This is a genomic window from Butyricimonas synergistica DSM 23225 (assembly GCF_000379665.1).
Taxonomy (GTDB): domain Bacteria; phylum Bacteroidota; class Bacteroidia; order Bacteroidales; family Marinifilaceae; genus Butyricimonas; species Butyricimonas synergistica.
The window spans coordinates 60202-79083 of the sequence record NZ_KB903361.1 but is presented as its reverse complement, the minus strand read 5'-3'; the positions used below and the strand labels follow the sequence as shown (position 1 = coordinate 79083).

At 43.2% G+C, this 18882-nt stretch carries 15 protein-coding genes, 3 tRNA genes and 1 other RNA gene; 14 read left to right on the top strand and 5 right to left on the bottom strand.

Going from position 1 to position 18882, the window contains the following annotated elements; genetic code table 11:
- Positions 1–165: 165 nt before the first annotated feature.
- The 3 genes from A3CY_RS0112360 to ffs form a co-directional block, all read right to left on the bottom strand.
- A tRNA-Thr gene (locus A3CY_RS0112360) sits at positions 166–237 on the bottom strand.
- Positions 238–261: 24 nt separating this feature from the next.
- A tRNA-Thr gene (locus tag A3CY_RS0112355) sits at positions 262–335 on the bottom strand.
- An 8-nt stretch (positions 336–343) separates the two neighbouring features.
- Positions 344–442, bottom strand: an RNA gene (ffs, locus tag A3CY_RS22540) — signal recognition particle sRNA small type.
- Between the two features lie 228 nt (positions 443–670).
- Between ffs and A3CY_RS0112350 the strand changes: the two genes are divergently transcribed.
- Together A3CY_RS0112350 and A3CY_RS0112345 are read left to right on the top strand one after the other, a co-directional pair.
- Positions 671–1774 (top strand): hypothetical protein, encoded by a 1104-nt coding sequence (locus A3CY_RS0112350; RefSeq protein ID WP_018338237.1) that lies wholly within the window; start codon positions 671–673, stop codon positions 1772–1774.
- Positions 1758–2888: a hybrid sensor histidine kinase/response regulator gene (locus A3CY_RS0112345; RefSeq protein ID WP_018338236.1), complete on the top strand. Its 1131-nt coding sequence runs from the start codon at positions 1758–1760 to the stop codon at positions 2886–2888. The genes A3CY_RS0112350 and A3CY_RS0112345 overlap by 17 nt, the downstream gene beginning before the upstream one ends.
- Here the strand turns inward: A3CY_RS0112345 and A3CY_RS0112340 are convergent.
- Positions 2885–3484 carry a 3'-5' exonuclease gene (locus A3CY_RS0112340; protein ID WP_018338235.1) on the bottom strand — a complete coding sequence of 200 codons (600 nt, stop codon included), beginning with the start codon at positions 3482–3484 and terminating at the stop codon, positions 2885–2887. The genes A3CY_RS0112345 and A3CY_RS0112340 overlap by 4 nt on opposite strands.
- A 10-nt stretch (positions 3485–3494) precedes the next feature.
- Positions 3495–4031 (bottom strand): DUF5063 domain-containing protein, encoded by a 537-nt coding sequence (locus tag A3CY_RS20985; RefSeq protein WP_018338234.1) that lies wholly within the window; start codon positions 4029–4031, stop codon positions 3495–3497.
- 363 nt (positions 4032–4394) lie between these two features.
- Here A3CY_RS20985 and A3CY_RS0112330 point away from each other — a divergent pair.
- From A3CY_RS0112330 to A3CY_RS0112270, 12 genes are all read left to right on the top strand, one after another.
- Positions 4395–4482: transfer RNA gene (locus A3CY_RS0112330), tRNA-Ser, on the top strand.
- Between the two features lie 283 nt (positions 4483–4765).
- A complete protein-coding gene (locus tag A3CY_RS0112320; protein ID WP_026207615.1) occupies positions 4766–5335 on the top strand; it encodes an RNA polymerase sigma-70 factor in 570 nt (189 codons plus the stop codon).
- Positions 5336–5469: 134 nt separating this feature from the next.
- Complete coding sequence (locus A3CY_RS20980; RefSeq protein WP_051082727.1) at positions 5470–6909, top strand: S8 family serine peptidase; 1440 nt, start codon at positions 5470–5472, stop codon at positions 6907–6909.
- 106 nt (positions 6910–7015) lie between these two features.
- Positions 7016–8176 (top strand): FecR family protein, encoded by a 1161-nt coding sequence (locus A3CY_RS20975; protein ID WP_018338231.1) that lies wholly within the window; start codon positions 7016–7018, stop codon positions 8174–8176.
- 80 nt (positions 8177–8256) lie between these two features.
- Positions 8257–11985 carry a SusC/RagA family TonB-linked outer membrane protein gene (locus tag A3CY_RS0112305; protein WP_040371728.1) on the top strand — a complete coding sequence of 1243 codons (3729 nt, stop codon included), beginning with the start codon at positions 8257–8259 and terminating at the stop codon, positions 11983–11985.
- A gap of 9 nt (positions 11986–11994) precedes the next feature.
- The gene (locus A3CY_RS0112300) at positions 11995–13599 is read left to right on the top strand and encodes a RagB/SusD family nutrient uptake outer membrane protein (RefSeq protein WP_169503649.1); all 1605 of its coding nucleotides are present in this window, start codon (positions 11995–11997) and stop codon (positions 13597–13599) included.
- A 14-nt stretch (positions 13600–13613) separates the two neighbouring features.
- Complete coding sequence (locus A3CY_RS0112295) at positions 13614–14579, top strand: hypothetical protein (RefSeq protein WP_018338228.1); 966 nt, start codon at positions 13614–13616, stop codon at positions 14577–14579.
- Complete coding sequence (locus tag A3CY_RS0112290) at positions 14576–15664, top strand: TlpA disulfide reductase family protein (protein ID WP_018338227.1); 1089 nt, start codon at positions 14576–14578, stop codon at positions 15662–15664. Before A3CY_RS0112295 ends, A3CY_RS0112290 begins: the two co-directional genes overlap by 4 nt.
- A gap of 6 nt (positions 15665–15670) precedes the next feature.
- Positions 15671–16660, top strand: coding sequence for a thioredoxin domain-containing protein (locus A3CY_RS0112285; protein WP_018338226.1), 990 nt, complete (start codon positions 15671–15673; stop codon positions 16658–16660).
- 18 nt (positions 16661–16678) lie between these two features.
- Positions 16679–16978 (top strand): DUF4369 domain-containing protein, encoded by a 300-nt coding sequence (locus A3CY_RS0112280; RefSeq protein WP_018338225.1) that lies wholly within the window; start codon positions 16679–16681, stop codon positions 16976–16978.
- Positions 16975–17733, top strand: coding sequence for a TlpA family protein disulfide reductase (locus tag A3CY_RS0112275; protein ID WP_026207612.1), 759 nt, complete (start codon positions 16975–16977; stop codon positions 17731–17733). Before A3CY_RS0112280 ends, A3CY_RS0112275 begins: the two co-directional genes overlap by 4 nt.
- Positions 17734–17738: 5 nt before the next feature.
- Complete coding sequence (locus A3CY_RS0112270; RefSeq protein ID WP_169503648.1) at positions 17739–18824, top strand: TlpA family protein disulfide reductase; 1086 nt, start codon at positions 17739–17741, stop codon at positions 18822–18824.
- Positions 18825–18882: the final 58 nt, after the last annotated feature.

The window sequence follows — 18882 nt, the reverse complement described above, 5'->3', positions numbered from 1 at the left end:
GGCAAAATCCCTATTTTTTATCTAAAATCCCCTTTTGTCACTTGAAAAATAAGAATATTGCATTGAAAGGGAAGGTTTGGTAACTAAGAAACATTCTTATTGTAACTATTTAAATAATAGCTATATAAAACAAAAGAGCAGCCCTTTTACAGACTGCTTCTCCTGAGCTGTTAATGGGATTTGAACCCATGACCTCTTCCTTACCAAGGAAGTGCTCTACCCCTGAGCTACAACAGCAATTTGAAAGAACTTACTTTCTAGAGCCTCTTGTCGGATTCGAACCAACGACCCCGAGATTACAAATCACGTGCTCTGGCCAGCTGAGCTAAAGAGGCATTTTTAAAATGGGTAAGCTGACTATGTCGCACCGCTCAACCATCTACCCTTGCTGCCTTCCGACCCTGGGGGAGTTCGACAGGAGCTGGTCGCATAGGACTTACCCGGGCACAAAAGTACAAAAATCTTCTCAGTTACCAAATGTTTTGAACCTTTTTTGTGCGGGAAAATATGACGAAGAATTTAATATATTGGTTAATAGGAAATTGTTGTCTGATATATTTTATGGAAGTTGTATAAAAATAGGGATTAATGTAACCTAAAATGTAAATTTCGTGTATAAATACTGACAATTGAAAGCATTTATTAAGGACTAAACGATCCAAACGAACGTATGCAAACACAAAACAACATAACAGGAGCGGAGTTTCTTTCAGATTTAAACGTATTGTTGTCTACAAGCGTGGGATTGAATAGAAACGTGAAACAAGCCCTAAGGAAATTGGGCGAACACGAGAAAGCCGATCAGGTGTATATCGTTAGTATTAATCATGATATGACTTTCACGATCACGGAGGAATGGACGCGAAACGGGGATTCCGTGTTCCCGGAGACAGACGAGAAACGAAGTTTTTATTATGACAGGAAGCTCGAGCAGGACTTGGAACGGGACAATTATATTTATATCCGGGACATCGAGGAAGTGACAAACGAGGGATTGAAAAATATCATGCGAGCCATGCAAGTGCGTTGCGCTATATTCTTGCCTTTATATGTGTCCAGCCATCTTTTTTCTTTTTTATCCTTGAGCCGTTGCGGGGAGCAGGAGTTGTGGTCGGAGGAAGATATTGCTTTTTTAATTCAGGTGGCATCCGTTATGTCGGGCGCTCTGGAGAAAGAGTTGATACTGCGCAAGCTGGTTAAACATCACGCCCTCTATCAAGATTTTATCGAGAACCGGGTAGATTATATTCTGAGGCTGAATAGGCATTTGCATATCAGTTTTTCCAACAAGACTTTCTACTCGTTGTTCGGGGATAGCCCGGATGATGTTATCGGGTGCCGTATCGGGGATTTGATGACGGAAATGGATATACCCCCCAAACAACTGGAAGCCGTGGCAAAGCACCCGGATATGTTATTGACGTTTCATTCCACGCTGGCTCCCGCGGACGAGGTTATTTTCATCGAATGGTATGCTTATCCCGTGAAGTTAGACCGGGAGCACATAGAGATACACCTGATCGGGCATAACGTGACCAGATTCCGGGAAGTGGAGAATGAGCTGAACGTGTTGAAAACGGACTTGCAGGTATTTTCCGAATCAATGTTTCCCATGTGGAAATCAATATGTGAGCGAGTGCAGAACGACACGGGAAATGAAAGCGGGGAGGAGAAAGATGATTTGAGGGAAAAGACTGAAATATTTAATCGGTTCTACGAGGAACTTTTATCAAAAATTGGTTATAAATTTGCGGTGCATGCATATAGATCATAGCGAATATACGATACTTTTGGCGGACGATTCCGTTTCGAATATGGAGAAAATGAAAAGCCTGCTTGCGGGGGAGAATTTTAGGTTGGTTACTACCTTGGAAGCAGAAGAAGTGTTTCTGCTCGCGAAATTAAGATCGCCTGATTTGATTATCGTTCGATTGGCATTGGAAGAAGGTAAGGGGATCAAGGTCGTTCGCCAGTTGAAGGAGAGTGTCCTGACGAAACATATCCCGATTCTTTACATGACCATGCCGAACCGGCACGAGGATTTCCGGAAAGTGGCGGATTACGAGGACGTGGAATTTGTCTCCCGCCCGTTGAGTAAGAAAGAACTAGTATTGAGGATTAACAATCAATTGCTTTTGTTGGAATCACAACGGATTATCGCTTGCCAGAACGAGAAGATTCAGGACGTGGTGCGCTCCAAGGATAAACTGTATTCGGTGATAGCCCATGACTTGCGTGCCCCGATCGGGACGTTGAAAATGATTCTCGAGGCGATAGACCACCAGAAAGAGCGGATTCCGGATTCTAATATCAAGCATTTGATTAAAATGTTGCAGGAAACCACCGACGAAGCCTATTTGCTTCTGGAAAACTTGTTGATGTGGAGTAATAGCCAGAATGGGGTGTTGGAGCCTTCCTTGCAGACATTTTCTTTCTCGGAAGCAGCGAAGGAAGTTGTGGCGTTGCAGGAGAATATTGCGGGAGCAAAAGGAATCAAGATGCATAACCATCTGAAAAAGGTGTTTTCCGTGCATGCCGATCTGAACATGATGAAGACGGTGTTACGTAACTTGCTGTCAAATGCGATAAAGTTTAGTTACAAGGGGGGGGAGATCACGATTAACGGGGAGGAGAAAGACGGTTTCCTGGTCGTATCCGTGCAGGATAAGGGGCAGGGGATAAGCAAGGAGCACCAGCGGGATTTGTTCGCGGATGGATTGCACTTTATATCTTACGGTACCCAAAAGGAAAAAGGTAGCGGATTGGGATTACAACTCTGTAAGGACTTCGTGAAGATGAACCACGGGAAGATATGGTTTAACTCGGAGGAAGGGAAAGGAACTACATTTTATTTTTCCATTCCCGTGTCCGATAAAGTCCAGAATTAGGATACTTGTTGCAGTTGGCTTTTGCCGGATTTCAATGCTTTATACATTTTGAGTGCGCCCCAGGCGTCTGTTGCCGCGTAATGAACTTGTGCGGATGTTAGTTTCGGGGCTTCCCAGTTTGATGTGCGTTGCCGCTTCGAGATTTTTACATGAAATATGATAGACATGAGTTTCGAGAATGACATTTCTTCGATCCCGAAGGCTTTCGCGAAAATCTGTAAGTCCAGGAAATTGGTTGGCGTGAAATTAGCCAGTTTTCTCAATCCCCGGATGTCGTCCCGTATGCCCACGCCAATTTTCGTGGTCTGCTCGCTTGCTAAAAGTTCTTGCAAGGCTTCCGTGAAACCACATTTATTCAAACGGAATAAATACACCCGCTTGTCTGTTGCCAATTGAAGCAACCCGACCTGGTGGGTTACTCCTTTCTTGAATGCCGGTTTGGTTTCCGTGTCGAAACCGATGTAGGGATACGAGAGCAAATCTTTCACCGCCGCATCGATTTTATCCTCATGGTCGATCACGACGATTTCCCCGTCGAACGTAAAGATAGGTAACCCCTTTATCTCTTCTTCACTAATCTTCGCCTGGTATTCCATGTTTCGTATTTTATTGAAGGTCGTCCGTGTCGGTCACTTTGTATATAGCCAGATGGATTGCCCTCAATACGCTGGTGCATGATTTGCCCCAGTATAATTCAAAACTATTGTTTAATTGCCACAGCGCTTCTCCCATCACGTCGATCATCCCGCTACGGTACGAGGAAATGAAATTCTTTAAATCCTGATATATGTCGCAGAGTTTTTCCGAGATCGAATTCACGATCGGGGTTTCGCTGTATTGCATGTTGTCATCAAAAACCTCCAGGTACTCGTCATGTTCCCTGAGAATGCCGTGCAGGGATGCGAGCAACGTGTTGTAATCTTCTTCCGTCACCACCTCGTCCAGCATTCCCATTTCGTCACTCTCGCAGCTTGGCAATAGACTACCCTTCAAGTAAATTAACGGGATAAATTTCTGCATTTTAGAAAGAAAATCATTGGTTTCGTCCTCGTGAGCGGATTCCAAGTATCCACAAAATTCCTTTGCCACAGCCACGAATTCGATGACCTCTTTGCTATATCCCACGTGTTGTAAATCGTCCATAACGTTTTTATTTTTCACCGCGAAATTACCAAATATCTTAGATTATACGTAAAAAGCGGACAAGTTTTTAGTTATTATGGTAAATTTTCCATGTAAAGAAAGTGCGGTTACCTTCATCACGAAGTAACCGCACCGAGACTAGCAACAATCTACATTCACTTTTTCCCAAGCTGTGATACTGGGGATTCCCTCTCTCCTAAATGCTAGCAATCTCTTGCATTTCTCCGGTTCATCTCACTTTCCCTCCGGAGAAATTGTATTATTGATACGCCCCGAGAAAAAAATCGTTGTAGATTTCCAGTTAAAAATAGATAAGAATATACGTGATGATAAAAAATAATTTCTATATTTGTCCCCGCATCCGGAAAGATGCAGGAGTGGCTGAACTGGCACGCCTGGAAAGCGTGTGAACCTCTAAAGGGTTCCGGGGGTTCGAATCCCCCTCTTTCCGCTGAAAATGAGATAAAAGAGAGTTGGAACAAGTGTTCGACTCTCTTTCTCTTTTGAAGGATTCGAATGAAGGGAGGGAGGGTTCTAGCTTTTTGGGGGAATGTGGTCCTCCCTTTTTTGCATGATAATGAAATTGTTATGGAAAACAAGAAGGTGCATATTCTTGTTTGAAAGACGTTGTTTGTTTTTATATTTTTCTTTCTTAATATATTTTTCGTACTTTTGAACTGCTATTTATTGTTACTTTAAATAGTTTCAGAGTCTGATTTAAATGTTTTGCGAAGATGATGATAGCGGAAAAAATACTTCATATGTTTACTGAAACTGAGGAGGATGCGTTTCGGTTGTTGTACGATACGTATTACAAGACGTTAGTGCTTTTCGCAAATCAGGTAGTGAATGATAAGGAGGTCGCAAAAGATATCGTGCAAGATTATTTTGTGAAATTCTGGATATCCAAACCTTATAAGACATTGAAATTCGGTTTGGATAAGTATATATTTCAGGCTGTTAAATTTTCCGCGCTGACCTATCTGAAGGAAGCGCGACGAAAAGAGGATTGTTTTCAATCTTTTTCCCATGAAATGGGTGATGAAAAAGATATGATACAGTTAGAAGGGCAAGTGGATATTATTAAGGTCGTTTATCAAATGATTGATTTGTTGCCCGAGGAGCGCCGCCAAGTATTTATGATGGTTTTTGTCGATGGTATGTCTTACCAAAAGGTGGCGGATCGCTTGGCTATCTCCAAGAACACGGTGAAAACCCAATTGGCACGAGCTTTAAAATTCCTTCGTAAGGAAATGAAAGATAATGATATACCATTCCTTTTTATTTTTTTGATAAAAAAATAAATTCTTGCTTGTCACCCTTTAGCTACTTTTTATAGATTTTTATATGGATGGTCGTTTGTCGTTTTTCTGTGGGTAAAAGGGAAACGACTGGTGCTATTCCATAATATAATGTATAATAGTTAAAAGAAAAGAAGATGAAAAGGATAGTTTTTGGGGTGTTGTTTATGTTTTTAGTATCTTCGGGTCTTGTGGCCCAAGAGAACGGGAAGCCCGGGAAGGTTTTGCAACCCCGGAATTTTCCGCGCGACTGGCATTTGGGGTGCATGGAGGTTGATACGGTTTCCGGGGCGGATGTATATAGGGCTCACGACTACTTGAAGGGTCGGACACCCAAGGCAAAAACGATTGTGGCGATTATTGATGCCGATGGGGATGTTACGCACAAGGATTTGAAGAATAGCCTTTGGGTGAACCGGAAAGAAATACCCGGTAACGGCATTGATGATGACAATAACGGGTTCGTGGATGATATTCACGGTTGGAACTTCTTGGGATTGCCCAATGGGCGTAACATGGATGCAACTGATGTGATGGATTGGGAATTTTTGCGTTTGCGGGATAAGTTTACGAATGTCGATACGACGAAACTTTCAAAAAAGGAAAAGGAAGAGTATCATTATTTCGTGAATGTGGTGTGCAATTTTTCCGTGTTGTATAAAATTTCGAGCTCGGAGAAGACATATAATATGAGGGTCCAAAGGATGCTAGACTGGAAAAAAAGGCGTGATTCTTTGGGCGATGATGTGAATAATTTGAAGACACGTAGTTACGGAAACAATACATTGTGTTATGGCAGTTCGATACATGGGACACATGTCGGAGGTATCGTGGGAGCTGTGCCGACAGATGAATCGGGAGCGCACGGAATCGCAGATGTGGAATTGATGTTCGTACGTATTCTGGGTGCAAAAGGCGACGAGTTGGACGAGGATGTGGCATCGGCTATATGTTACGCCGTGGACAACGGGGCTCGTGTGATAAACATGAGTTTTAACAAATTCTTATCCCCGAACAAGAAATTGGTGAACAAGGCTATGCGCTATGCCGAGAAAAAAGGGGTGCTGCTCGTGAATTCAGCCGGGAATAACGGTTGCCCGATAGATAAGTATCCTTGTTACCCGAATAAATTTATCGGAAAGAAGAGAGAGGTGAGGAATTTCATTTGTGTCGGTTCGTTGGGACCTGACGGAGATGTTTCGCGTTTCAGCAATTATGGAAAAATTAACGTGGATATTTTTGCTCCCGGGGAGCATATTTATTCTACTGTATTGAATAATAAACACAAACTAGCATCGGGGACCAGTATGGCTGCGCCTATCGTTACCGGGGTGGCGGCTTTGATTTGGAATTATTTCCCGGAATTGACAATGGAACAGGTTAAGCAGGCTATTTTGGAGGGAGCGGAGTCTTGGAAAGGGCGGCGTGTAACTTTGCCACGGGGGGCAATAAAAATACCGGTGAGTTTCCCGTTCGTGAATTTCGAAGAGTTGTGTGGCTCGGGTGGGGTGCTGAATGCCTTGAATGCCGTGAAGTTGGCAGAAAAAATGCATGAGAAGTCGAAAGGTAAGCGATGATGCCTGATCGATATTTCTAAGGTAAGATTAATTTTTTTAAGAAAAATATGGTGTCGGCTGTCACCCTTTAGCCCTTTTTTTTAGATTATAATAAAAACGACGGTTCATGAGAGAGATTGAAGATATATTAATAGACTATTTTGAAGGCGAGGAATTGTCTGAAAATGATTCTTCTGAGCTTGAAAAATGGTTTAGGCAAAAGAAGGGGGCAGAGTTTGTCCGCGTGTTGGAAAGCATGCGGGGAGGGAAAGCATTGTGGGAGGAATTGGAGCGGGATGCCGAGGCGGGAATGGAAATGATCAAGCGTAAGTTGAAAAAGACGAGGCGTCGTCGTTCGTTATGGTATGGCGGGGTGGCTGCTGCCGTGTTGTTTCTCTTGTGTGGTTTGGCGTTTTTGTTCGAGGAACCTGTGGTGAATAGGAGCGAATTGCCGGGATCCGAGGTTTCCCAATGCTGTACATTGGTAAAGCTGAAATTGGATAACGGGGAAGTGCTTCCGTTACACGGAGATCAGGTAGGTGAGGTGATCGTGAAAGACAGTTGCATGCGTATTGAAAATGATAACAATACATTGATTTGTACGAACGAGGGGAGCAGGGAAAAGATAGGGTTTAACACCATTTCGGTTCCCGTGGGGGCAGAGTACCGGGTAGTTTTGCCTGACGGGACAAAAGTTTATCTGAATGCCGATTCGGAGTTTCGTTTCCCGGAGATGTTTTCGGGGGAAAAACGGGAAGTGTTTTTGAAAGGGGAAGGTTATTTCGAAGTGGCGAAGGATTCGACCAAGCGATTTATTGTTCATGTTTTAAATATGGATGCGACGGTGTTGGGTACTGCTTTTAATATTAAGGCTTACCCGGAACAGGATGAGGTGGTCACGACCTTGGAGGAGGGACGTTTGCAAGTAAATTGCGAAGGTTGTGAGGGGTACGATTTAGAGGCGGGGGATCAGGTTGTGTTTAATAAGTTGAGGGGCGACGCTGTAAAGAAGCAGGTAACGACGTTTTACTACACTTCGTGGAAAGACGGTTTTTACTCCTTCGACGGGGAGAATTTGGAAACGATTATGGCGGTTTTAGCCAAGTGGTATGGCTTGGAGGTGTTTTACATGGGTGAGAATTTGAAGAAGAATAAATTTTCCGGGCGGTTGAAACGATATGATGATTTCCTCTATTTGTTGAACAAGTTCGAGGAAACCGGGAATGTTGAATTTATAGTAAAAGATAACGTGATAACGATAAAAGGAAAAAAAAGGTCGGGAATGTGAGTTCCCAACCTGTAATTCATATACTTTCTTGATTTTGGAACGATCGAAAAGTATATTTTTATTTACTAACAAACAAAAATATGGAAAAAAATCGAATGAAAGTCAATCTAGTGCGATTGATTCTGTATCGTAAGATGTTAATGAGTATGAAATTACTGAGTGTGTTGATGTTATGTTTTTGCATGACGGTTCATGCAAAAACTTTGTCACAAGAGGCAAAGATCTCTTTACGCGTGGAAGAAGCTTCTTTGAACGATGTGTTGCAAGAAGTGAGCAAGCAAGTTGCTTGCGATTTTCTTTATGACTTGAATTTAATGGAAGGAAAAGTCGTGAAGAATTTGGACGTGAAGGACAAAGAGTTCTTGATTTTTCTGAACGATTTGTTACCTCGTTACGGCTTGATGTATTCCTATGACAACAACATTGTTGTTATTAAAGTAAAAGAGGAGCCCAAAGAGGAGAAGAAGATGATTATCATCAAGGGAAAGGTCACGGACGAGAAAAAAGCTCCGCTTCCCGGGGTGACGGTTGTGTTGAAGGGATCAAGCCGGGGAACTGCGACAGACATGGAGGGAAGATATACTCTGCCCGTGCCGAAAGCGAATGTCATCGAATTGATATTTTCTTTCTTGGGAATGGAAACGCAGACCGTGGCGTACACGGGTAAGGACACGATCAACGTGGTGTTGAAAGAGTCTTTCAACCAGTTGGATGAGGTAGTCGTGGTGAACACGGGGTACGAGCAGGTGGACAAACGTAAATTGACGAGTGCTATTACCTCTATTAAAGCAGACGATATTCGGGTTCCCGGGTTGAACACGATTGATATGATGCTGGAAGGGCACGTGCCCGGTATGATGTTCATGCAGAATTCCGGACAGTTGGGAGCCGCACCGCGGTTAAGAATCCGGGGTACTTCCACGCTGTTGGGAAACCAGGAACCGTTGTGGGTGGTTGACGGTATAATCCGTACCGATCCGGTGAACGTGGATCCTAAAGATTTGAACGATTTGGATTTCGTGAATTTATTGGGTAACGCGATTTCAGGGTTGGATCCGGAGAGTATCGAACAGATTGACGTGTTGAAGGATGCTTCGGCGACTGCTATTTACGGGGCTCGCGCTGCCAATGGAGTTATCGTGATCACGACGAAAAAAGGTCGGAAAGGTCCCCCTTCGGTATCCTATTCTTTGTCGGGAACTTTTACGAGACGTCCGCATTATGGCGATAGAACCGTGTACATGATGAATTCCAAAGAGAGAATTGCTTATAGCCGGGAATTGGATGCGGCTATGGTGAAGTACCCTTTTTTCAATAGTTGGGTAGGGTATGAAGGTGTGATGAGGGATTATTATCAGAATCGCATCGATTTCGATGAGATGAACAGGCAGATCGGTTATCTGGAACAATTGAACACGGATTGGTTCGATTTATTGGGACAGAATTCTTTCTCGCACAAGCACACGATCGGTATATCCGGTGGTGGTGAAAACATGACCTATTATGCTTCTATCGGTTACAACGATGCTAAAGGAACCACGAAACGGGAGGGGAATAAAACCTATACGGCTAACATGAGTTTAGCGGCTCATTTTAATCGGTTCTCAGTTCAGGCTGGCATGGACGCTAGCGTATTGGAAAGGGAATATACGCCTACCGCGGTAAACGTGATGAATTATGCTTACCACACGAGCCGTGCGGTACCAGCCACGAATCCGGACGGTTCTTATTGGTTTTATAAAAAAGGTTCATATGCCGGTTCTAATTATAATATTTTGAACGAGGTGGAAAACAGCTCGTACGATATCAATCAATATTCGTTTAATTTTAACACGACTGTAGGGTATCAGATTATCGATCCTTTGAAGTTGACTGCAACGTTGGCTTATGGTTTCTCGAATTCCAATCAAGAAACTTGGTATGGTGAGAATTCCTATTATATAGGAGATTTGCGTCACGAAACAGAGGGTATAACCGATGAAGCGCAGATGATGAATAATTATTGCCCGATGGGTGGTGAGATTTCGAAACAAAGCGATCAAAAGCACAACTATATGTTGCGTTTGCAGTTGGGGTATACTCAAACTTTTAAAGAGGACCACAATTTGAGTGCAATGGCGGGATTTGAAGTTTCTTCGTCCGAATCGGATCAATTCAAACATATTCAGAGAGGATATATGCGTGATCGGGGAGGAGTTGTCGCTCAAATTGATAATATAGAAAAATATTCCGCTTTTGTAAGATGGATGAATAATAATCCTGCCACTTATAGGGTGTCGAAAACGAATTTGTTGTCCGGATACGGAAGTGTGTCTTACGCGTATAAAATGTGGTATGTGTTGAATGCCAATATTCGTTTCGACCAATCCAACCAATTCGGTAGCAGGGCTAACGAAAAGTTGGCTCCGATCTGGTCGTTCTCCGGTCGATGGAATGCTAAAGAACATATTTTGGAAGGAGCGAATTGGATTAATGAACTTTCTCTTTTGGCTTCTTATGGTTATCAAGGAAATATGTTGGACTCGGAGAGTTCAAGACTGATAGTTTCGAAAGGGGGAGCGACCAATGCCGCGGGTGAACTTTATTCAACAATCGTGACTTATCCGAATCCCGATTTGAAATGGGAAAAAACCTCTTCAACCAACGTGTCATTGACATTTTCGCTCTTCAACAAGAAATTGAACGGTACGGTGTCTTATTTCTATAAAAAGACCAGGGATGCATTCTTGACGAAGACGATTTCAACCGTCAACGGACGTTCGTCATACACGATGAATAAAGGAACTGTGGAGAACAAGGGTACGGAAATTTCCTTGAAAATTGTGCCGCTTGATTTCCGTTCATCCGGAAACGTTCGGGGATTTCATTGGTCGATAGATCCTCAGCTCGGATCGGTGTTGAATCAATTGCTTAGCAAAAGGAAAGTAAAAGACAATACCTTACAAGATTTGCCTACTTACGATAAATATTTGAATGGAAGCGTGCTTATCGTGGGGCGTCCGGTGAATACGTTTTATTCTTATCGTTTTGCCGGTCTGAGCGAACAGGACGGGCGTCCGATGTTCTATAATACCGGATCGATGATAAGAGATGAAGGTCGTTATGTGGATGCTAATGGTATGCCCTTGTTTGACGTTAATGGTGAAACGAAAGGTGCGGTGGATTTACGTGAAAAGTATCGTAATATGGAGCCGGAGGAAGTGTTTACAGAAGTGATGGAACATTCCGGAACTCGCGTGCCGACTATTCAAGGTGGAATCAGTAATACCTTCTCTTACAAAGGGGTCACGCTATCATTTAACTTGGCGTATAGCTTGGGGTCGAAGGTGCGTTTGTTGCAAATGTATCCTAATGTGAATAGTGAAACTATAGCTCCAGTTCCAACCGAGAACGTACGAAAAGAATTCACGAATCGGTGGCGCCAGCCCGGTGACGAGAGGTTCACGAATATTCCCGGGGTGATCTCCGGTCCGGACTTTAAGACATCAGTACAAAGTCCGTGGTGTAATAATAATGATTACAAGTTTGCGGAGAATATCTGGCAAATGTATGACAACTCGAATATTCGGGTGGCAAGCGGAAATTTCCTGAAGATGCAATCGCTTTCTTTGCGTTACCAGTTTACGGATGCGTTTTGTCGGAAATTATTTATGAAATCGGCTTATATCGGCTTTGCTTGTACGAATCTGTTTATGATTTGTGACAAGAAATTGAAAGGACAGGATCCTGCCACACAGTCGGGAAGTGCTCCTCAGTTGAATATGTCATTGCGTCCGACGTTTTCGTTTAATTTGAATGTTTCGTTTTAATTGATGATTATGAAGAAGATTTTATATTTAGTTGTATTTCTGGTATTCGGATGGTCTTGTAGCGATTTTTTGGAGGAGGATGCACAGAATTTGACCTATGTGAATTCGATCGATGATTTGGACCAGGTGTTGATAGGAGAAGGCTATGTGGTAGCATCTTATCAAGAGAGAGATAAATGGAATAGCTCGGTACCTGCTTGGATACATCTTTTGGATGATGATGTGCGATTTGCAGGAATGGGAATGGCGCCGGATTATTCCTCATGTTCTGCAATTTATGCTTGGCAAAGGGATCCTTGGAAAGGTGGTTTAACAGATGATGACCTCGGTGCTAGGGATAATCAGGCATGGAGTGAATTGTATAAGCATATCAATGCATTGAATATCATACTGTATGAGGCGGAAGAGTTCAAGAATGAGCCTGATTATAATCGGATTAAAGGCGAGGCATATTTTTTGCGTGCCACGTATTATTGGTGGTTAGTCAATATCTATTCGAAGGCTTATGACGTGAAGACGGCAGAAGAAGAACCGGGAGTGCCTTTGAAGTTGAGTCCCTTTGTGGAAGATTACGAGGAAGAGGGCGGATTTTCCAGAGCCAAAGTGGCTGAGGTGTACGAGCAGATTGTTGCCGATTTGAAAGAGGCCGTTCGATTGCTTTCCGGATACGAGAGAAAATCTGTTTATCGCGCATCGAAAGAGGCTGCCCGTTTGTTTTTAAGCCGGGTTTATTTGCACATGGAGAATTACGAGGGTGTGATTAACGAGTGTGATTCGTTATTACAAAATAATTCTTATCGTTTGGATGATTATACTTTACTTGAGGATAATTTGCAAAGTCTTATAACGAGTTATTCACCGGAAGTTATATTTTCTCAAGGTGGTTATCGGTTGCGATATTTCTTTGGAAGTGACGGGTATGTGCGAGGAGATGAAATAGATTGGGAGACTGCTACTGGAATGTTTTATATACCATTCGTACCATATTATGGTGTTTCCGATGATTTGATAGATGCATTTAATGACGATCAGTTGGTTCCGGACCAGTCAAAAGAACGTGATATTCGTTATAAGGTAGGTTGTTGTGAAGTTACCGATATGACAATTTTTAGTGTATCTGTATTACCTGCCAAGTTAAAAAAGTGGAGTGATGGTGGAGTTTCTGATTGCTTCACATTACGTTTGGCAGAAGCCTATCTGAATAAAGCAGAAGCGTTGGCAGCCGTGGGACGTGAAGAGGAGGCAAACCAATTGTGGCAGGAATTACGTCGGTATAGAATATTGGAACAGGAACCGGTTGTGCTGCGAGGAGAGAACTTGATGGCAGCTATTCGCACGGAGCGTAGGTTAGAATTTAATTTTGAAGGATTCCGCTGGTTGGATTTACGTCGATATGCCGTGAATAGCAAATATCCGCAAAAGAAAGAAATTACTCATATTTGGCTTTGGCAAGGAAATGAGGAGTTGGGAACAACCGGTGGACAAGAAACTTATGAATTAGCTCCTTATGGAGAAGATCCGGCTTGGGTGTTCCCTATTCCGGCTGACGAACATCGTTTGAACACTCGATTTGAATTCAATGAAGAACGTAATGAAAGAGAAGCGGTAAAATAGATTAATATTAGGTTATGAAGATAGTATATTATTTGTTATTAGGTGTTGCATTGTGCTTTGCGGCATGCAATGATGATGATGATAAGAATTTATCTCCCACGGGAGAAACAAACTGGTTTGTCTTGGAAGATTCGGCTGACGAATTGGGGCATTTGGCTTATGAGATTTATAAAGAAACGGGTGTTACTATTTTTTATAACGATACAATTGCCAAAGTTCAGCGTGGGGTGAATCCCGAGGGTGAACCGGTGTATCGTTACGAGGTGTTGGGGGTTAATTATAACGTGACCGATCTTTATACATACTCGTATCCGCTACTTACGGATCGGGAACGGATAAAGGAGGGAATGGAGTTTTTACGTGATGAAGTGATACCGGGATTGTTGAATGGGGTTTCTCCTCACAGTTTTCTGTTAGTGGATTCTTTGATAAATAGGACTAATACTACTAATGAGGACATTTTGGGACTTTATTTGCGGGATGTATTTAAAGCTAGAAGAACGACTTGTGTCGCTTTGTACGAGAAAGAGACACAAGTAGATAAGAAAAGCTTGAGAGCAACGGTATTGGCGGAAGAGTATGCGACTTATCTTCAGAAGGTAGAGTCAGATGAAATAGAAGTTTTTTATTCTTTTTCCACAGGGAAAGTAAATAAGGTGATGGATCAATCGTTGTATGGCCAGAGATTGCAGTATAATAATAGAGGTACTACTGCTTGGAGTGAGGATTGGCGGGAATTCGGTTTTTTATCGTATGATAGAGAAAAGAATTATACCCTGAAGAATGGTAAGTTAGAGGGATACAATTGTCCTACACAAATGCGGGATATTGCCGATTACGTGAAAGAAGTGTTGTTGGGAGATGATGCGGCGTTTGAAGAGAAGAATGGGAAATTTAAACGGTGCATGGAGAAATACAAAGTGATGAAATCGATTGTAGCGGAATTGCAGAAAACACTTGGAAAACGTTCGAATCAATGATGAGATTTGGAATAATCTTTTGGTTTATATTTTGGGCGGGATGTACTACTCCGGAGACTTGCCGGATAGATTTGACGGGTGAGATTGAAGGATGTAAATACGGAACGGCACTTCTAGTAAGTGCCGATTCCGCCCGGAATATTCTTTTTTCTTCCGAGATAGATGGCGGTAAAATTTCGTTGGAAGGAGATTTGCCTGAACCGGGAGAGTATATATTGAAAATAAATCACTTGGAATATCCTTTGCTATTGGAGGCAGGGAGGACGAAGGTCGCTCTTGACATCGCGAGCGATAGGGTGAAGCTGACGGAGGGGAAGGTGATGGAGATGGAACAGTTGTTCAAGAAATGGATGGATGAGAGATACAAGCCGGAACAGGAGCGTATCGGACGGGAGTATTGGGAGGCGCAGAAACATCCGGAAGATAAAGTTAATTTGGATAAAAAGACATTCGAGTATTTCGACCTGGAAAAATTGAAGTACAATGTAGTCCGAGATTTTATAAAGGAGTATCCCGATCGTGTTTTCTCGGTGTACCAGGCATTGGAAATGTTGGATAGGGATTACGAGCGAGGGATGGAAATGTACGCGTTGCTCTCGCCGGGAATGCAGCAGTCCGTGTTAGGGAAACGATTGTATGCCGAAACTCAAGTATTTGCCGCTTCTGCCTTGGGGAATGAAATTCCCCCGATCGAGGTGGAAACGGAAGAGGGGGAAGCTGAAGTGATAGAACATTTCCCGGGGATATGGGTACTTGACTTTTGGGCATCTTGGTGCGGACCTTGCCGGAAGGAAATGGTTTACCTGAAAGAGATGTACCGGGAGGTACATAAATTCGGGGTGAATATGATTAGCATTTCCATGGATGATAAGGTAGCGGCTTGGAAGAAGGGAAACGCGGAGGAACAGATCCCTTGGAAAAGCGTGCGGAATAAATACGGTTTTAAGAGTGACGTGGGTATTTGCAGTCAGTTGCGATTTAATAGTATACCTTATATCGTTTTGGTAAAAGACGGTCGTATCGTTGCCCGCAATTTGAGAAGGGGGCATTTGAAAGAGAAAATCATGGAGTTGTTACAAGAATAGTACGAGATGAGAGTATATTTTATTGGTTGTGTATTATTGGTTTCTTGTTGGTTGATGCCACTCTCGCTTCTCGCGCAAGAAGAGGGGCGGTTGACGGATGCTCTTCCAAAAGATACTACCCGGAGCACGCGGATTAGAGAGATAAAGGAGGTTTTCGCGCATGTCGGTCGTTTAATGGAAAAAGAGGGAAGCGCGAAACGGGATAGTTTGCAGGGTGTGGTGGATCGTTTGTTCCCGGGATTTGATTTGGATAGTCCGGATGTGGAGTTGTTGCCGCAAGAGATGATGGTGGAGTTGATCGAGGATTATTTTAAGGTGTATAATGTCGTGCGAATGAACGTGAACAAGTATTCGTACGTGTTGTTTAACGTGAAAAGCGAGAAAGTGCGTAATGCTTACGTGTTGCCTTTCGTGAGGAGTGCTTTCGAGCAAGGGGGATACGGGAAGGAATTGGCGGAGGTTTGCGAGAATGTGCGCTGGTGTTCCAAGACCCCGGAAACCGTGAAAGAGGTGGAAGCGTTGGTGGAACAATACCGTCCGCTTCGGGCGGGGGCTGCCGCTCCCGAATTCGTGTTGGAAAACCGAAAGGGGGAGAGCGTGAAACTCTCGGATTTCAAGGGTAAACATGTATTTATGGGAATCTTTTCGTCGGAAATGAATGAGAATGAGGCGATAAGTCGGTTCACGGCTTTGCCTGATGAATATAATAATACCGACCGGTTCGTGTATTTCTGTGTTTGTTTGGGGAAAGCGGACGCACGGGATGGCTGGAGAAAACAGGTTGCTGATAAGACGGGAAAAGTAGACTTCCTTTTCTGTGACGTGGAGAGGTGTTCTTTCGTGCGGGATTATTGTATATCCCGAGTGCCTCGTTACGTGTTTGTCAACAAGGATGGTGCCTTGAGAGATGCTTGGTATGTAGCCCCGGGGATGCCTGAGTTTTCTTATCAATTTGGGGATAAGGCTCCTTCGAATCTGTTTGATATGTTAAAGTAAAATAGAATTTGTTTGATTATGAGATTAGTGATAATAGCTATATGGTTGTATTGCGTGTGGGGATGCTCTGAAGCCGGGGGATATCGTTTTACTATGAAAGGGCGTGTGCCGGGTATGAAGTATGGTACGGTGTTTATTCGCACGAATGATACCGAATCACGTGTTTTGGCTTCCGCGGATTTAGATAATTATGAATTCACTTTGAAGGGAGAGTTGGAGGAACCGGGATGTTATGTATTGCAGGTGAATGATAAGAGAATGACGGTGCTGTTGACGGTCAAGAGTTGGTTGCAGAATTTCTTGAAGGAGCTTTTTTGAAGAATCTGAAAGGATCCCCCGCCCAAGACTGCTTCAAGAGATATGAAATGGAGGTTGGAGAGAAGGTAAGTGAGATGTCGGAAAAGAATGTTGGAGAGGAAGAGGTATTTTCGTTTACAGCTCAAGATAAGATTCAGCAATTGAGGTTTAAGGTAACTTGTAGTTTTATCGAGGAGAATCCGGATAATATCGCTTCTGCCCGTATCGCATTGGAGGAGATGAAGAATGATTACGATAAGGGGATAAAGATGTACAACTTGTTGTCGGAGAGAGTGAAACAATTGGAGATAGGCAAGGAGCTGAAACGGAAATTGGATCAGGTGGAAGGTGTGGCTAACGGGAGAAAGTTTCCCGAAATAGAGGTGTATTCGATAGAAGGAGATTCCTTGACGTTGAAGGATTGGAGCGGGAGCGTGTGGGTGATTGATTTTTGGGCGTCTTGGTGTGGGCCTTGTCGGGAGGAGATGCAATATTTGAAGACGTTGCATAAGGAATTGGAAGGGAAAGGCGTGAAGTTCGTGAGTGTGTCGTTGGATAATTCGCCGAAGGCTTGGGCGCGTGCTAACGCGGCAGAGAAGTTGGAGTGGTTAAGCGTTCGTAACCGTTATGGGTTTAGTCAGGAGCAAGGAATATGTAGAGCATTGGATATTAAAAGAATTCCTTTTATCGTGGTATTGGATAAAGATGGAACTGTCGCAGGGAAATCTTTGCGTCGGGAAGTTTTGCGGAATAAATTGTTGGAGATGTTAAAATAATGAGTATGAGAAGTGTAGTATGCTGTATCGTAGCGTGTTTTGTGTTGCTACAAGGGGAGTTATATGCCCAAACGTCTTACCCGGAAATAAAGAAGATTTACGAGAACGTGGATGGTTCGCTTTCGATAGACGGCTATATGCAGGCATTGCAAGCGATGGACGCCCGGGCGAACCAACTTGTGAGTGCGATTGACGACGCTCAAGAGAGAGGGCGGGCCACGTTGTTGTGGCATACGTATCAGCGGGAAAATATTTATCAATATTGGAAAGCTATAGGTGGACGACCGGCAGATTTGAAAAAATTGCGTCCTTGTCAATTGAGCACGGACCCGGATGTCCCCGAGTTGGAGTTGTTGTCGCCGGAGGAGTTGAAAGAGGTGCTGGATTGGTATTTCCGGGTGAATAAGAATGCTACAAGTTATGAGCGTATGAAGGAGTGCTTGTACGGCATCAAGAGTGAAAAAGTACGTCGGATTTACGCGTTCGGGTTGTTGGAGCGGGAGTTGCAAGTGAACGGGATGAATAAAAAAATGAGGTCTGTATTTGAGGTTTTCAGATGTTGTATAAAAGACCGGGAAATAGTGGAGCGGGTGAATGAATTGGAAAAGTTGTACGAGTCTGTCCAAGAGAATGCGCGTGCGCGTGAAATCGTGTTGCCGGACGATAAAGGGAATATGTTTCGTTTGACGGATTTTCAGGAAAAATATGTGTTTATTTGCGTGTGGGCGTTGGATAGCGTGAACGGTGCCGATGAGTTGGATACGTTTGCCGAGGCGAGAAAAGCGGGTGGAAAATGGGGTAAAGCCGATATCGAGTTCGTGAATATTGCCGTGGGTACAAGTGAAGATATGGATAAATGGAGAAAAATATTGGCGGAGAAAAAGCAAACGGAATGGATGATAAACTTGTTTTGTGACAAGACGAAAAGCACTTTCGTGAAAGATTACGTGATAGATTCTCTTCCGCGCTATATTTTCGTGGAAATGGATGGTGTGTTGCGCTCCGGGTGGTTTATTTCTCCAGCTAATCAGCCGTTGTTCGAACAAATGTTCATAAAAAATCTTTGGACGTATAGACGAGTTGAAATATAATATGTTATTTTAATGATAAATGTTTGTTTTTTGTATTATCACAATGTTTAATTTTAAA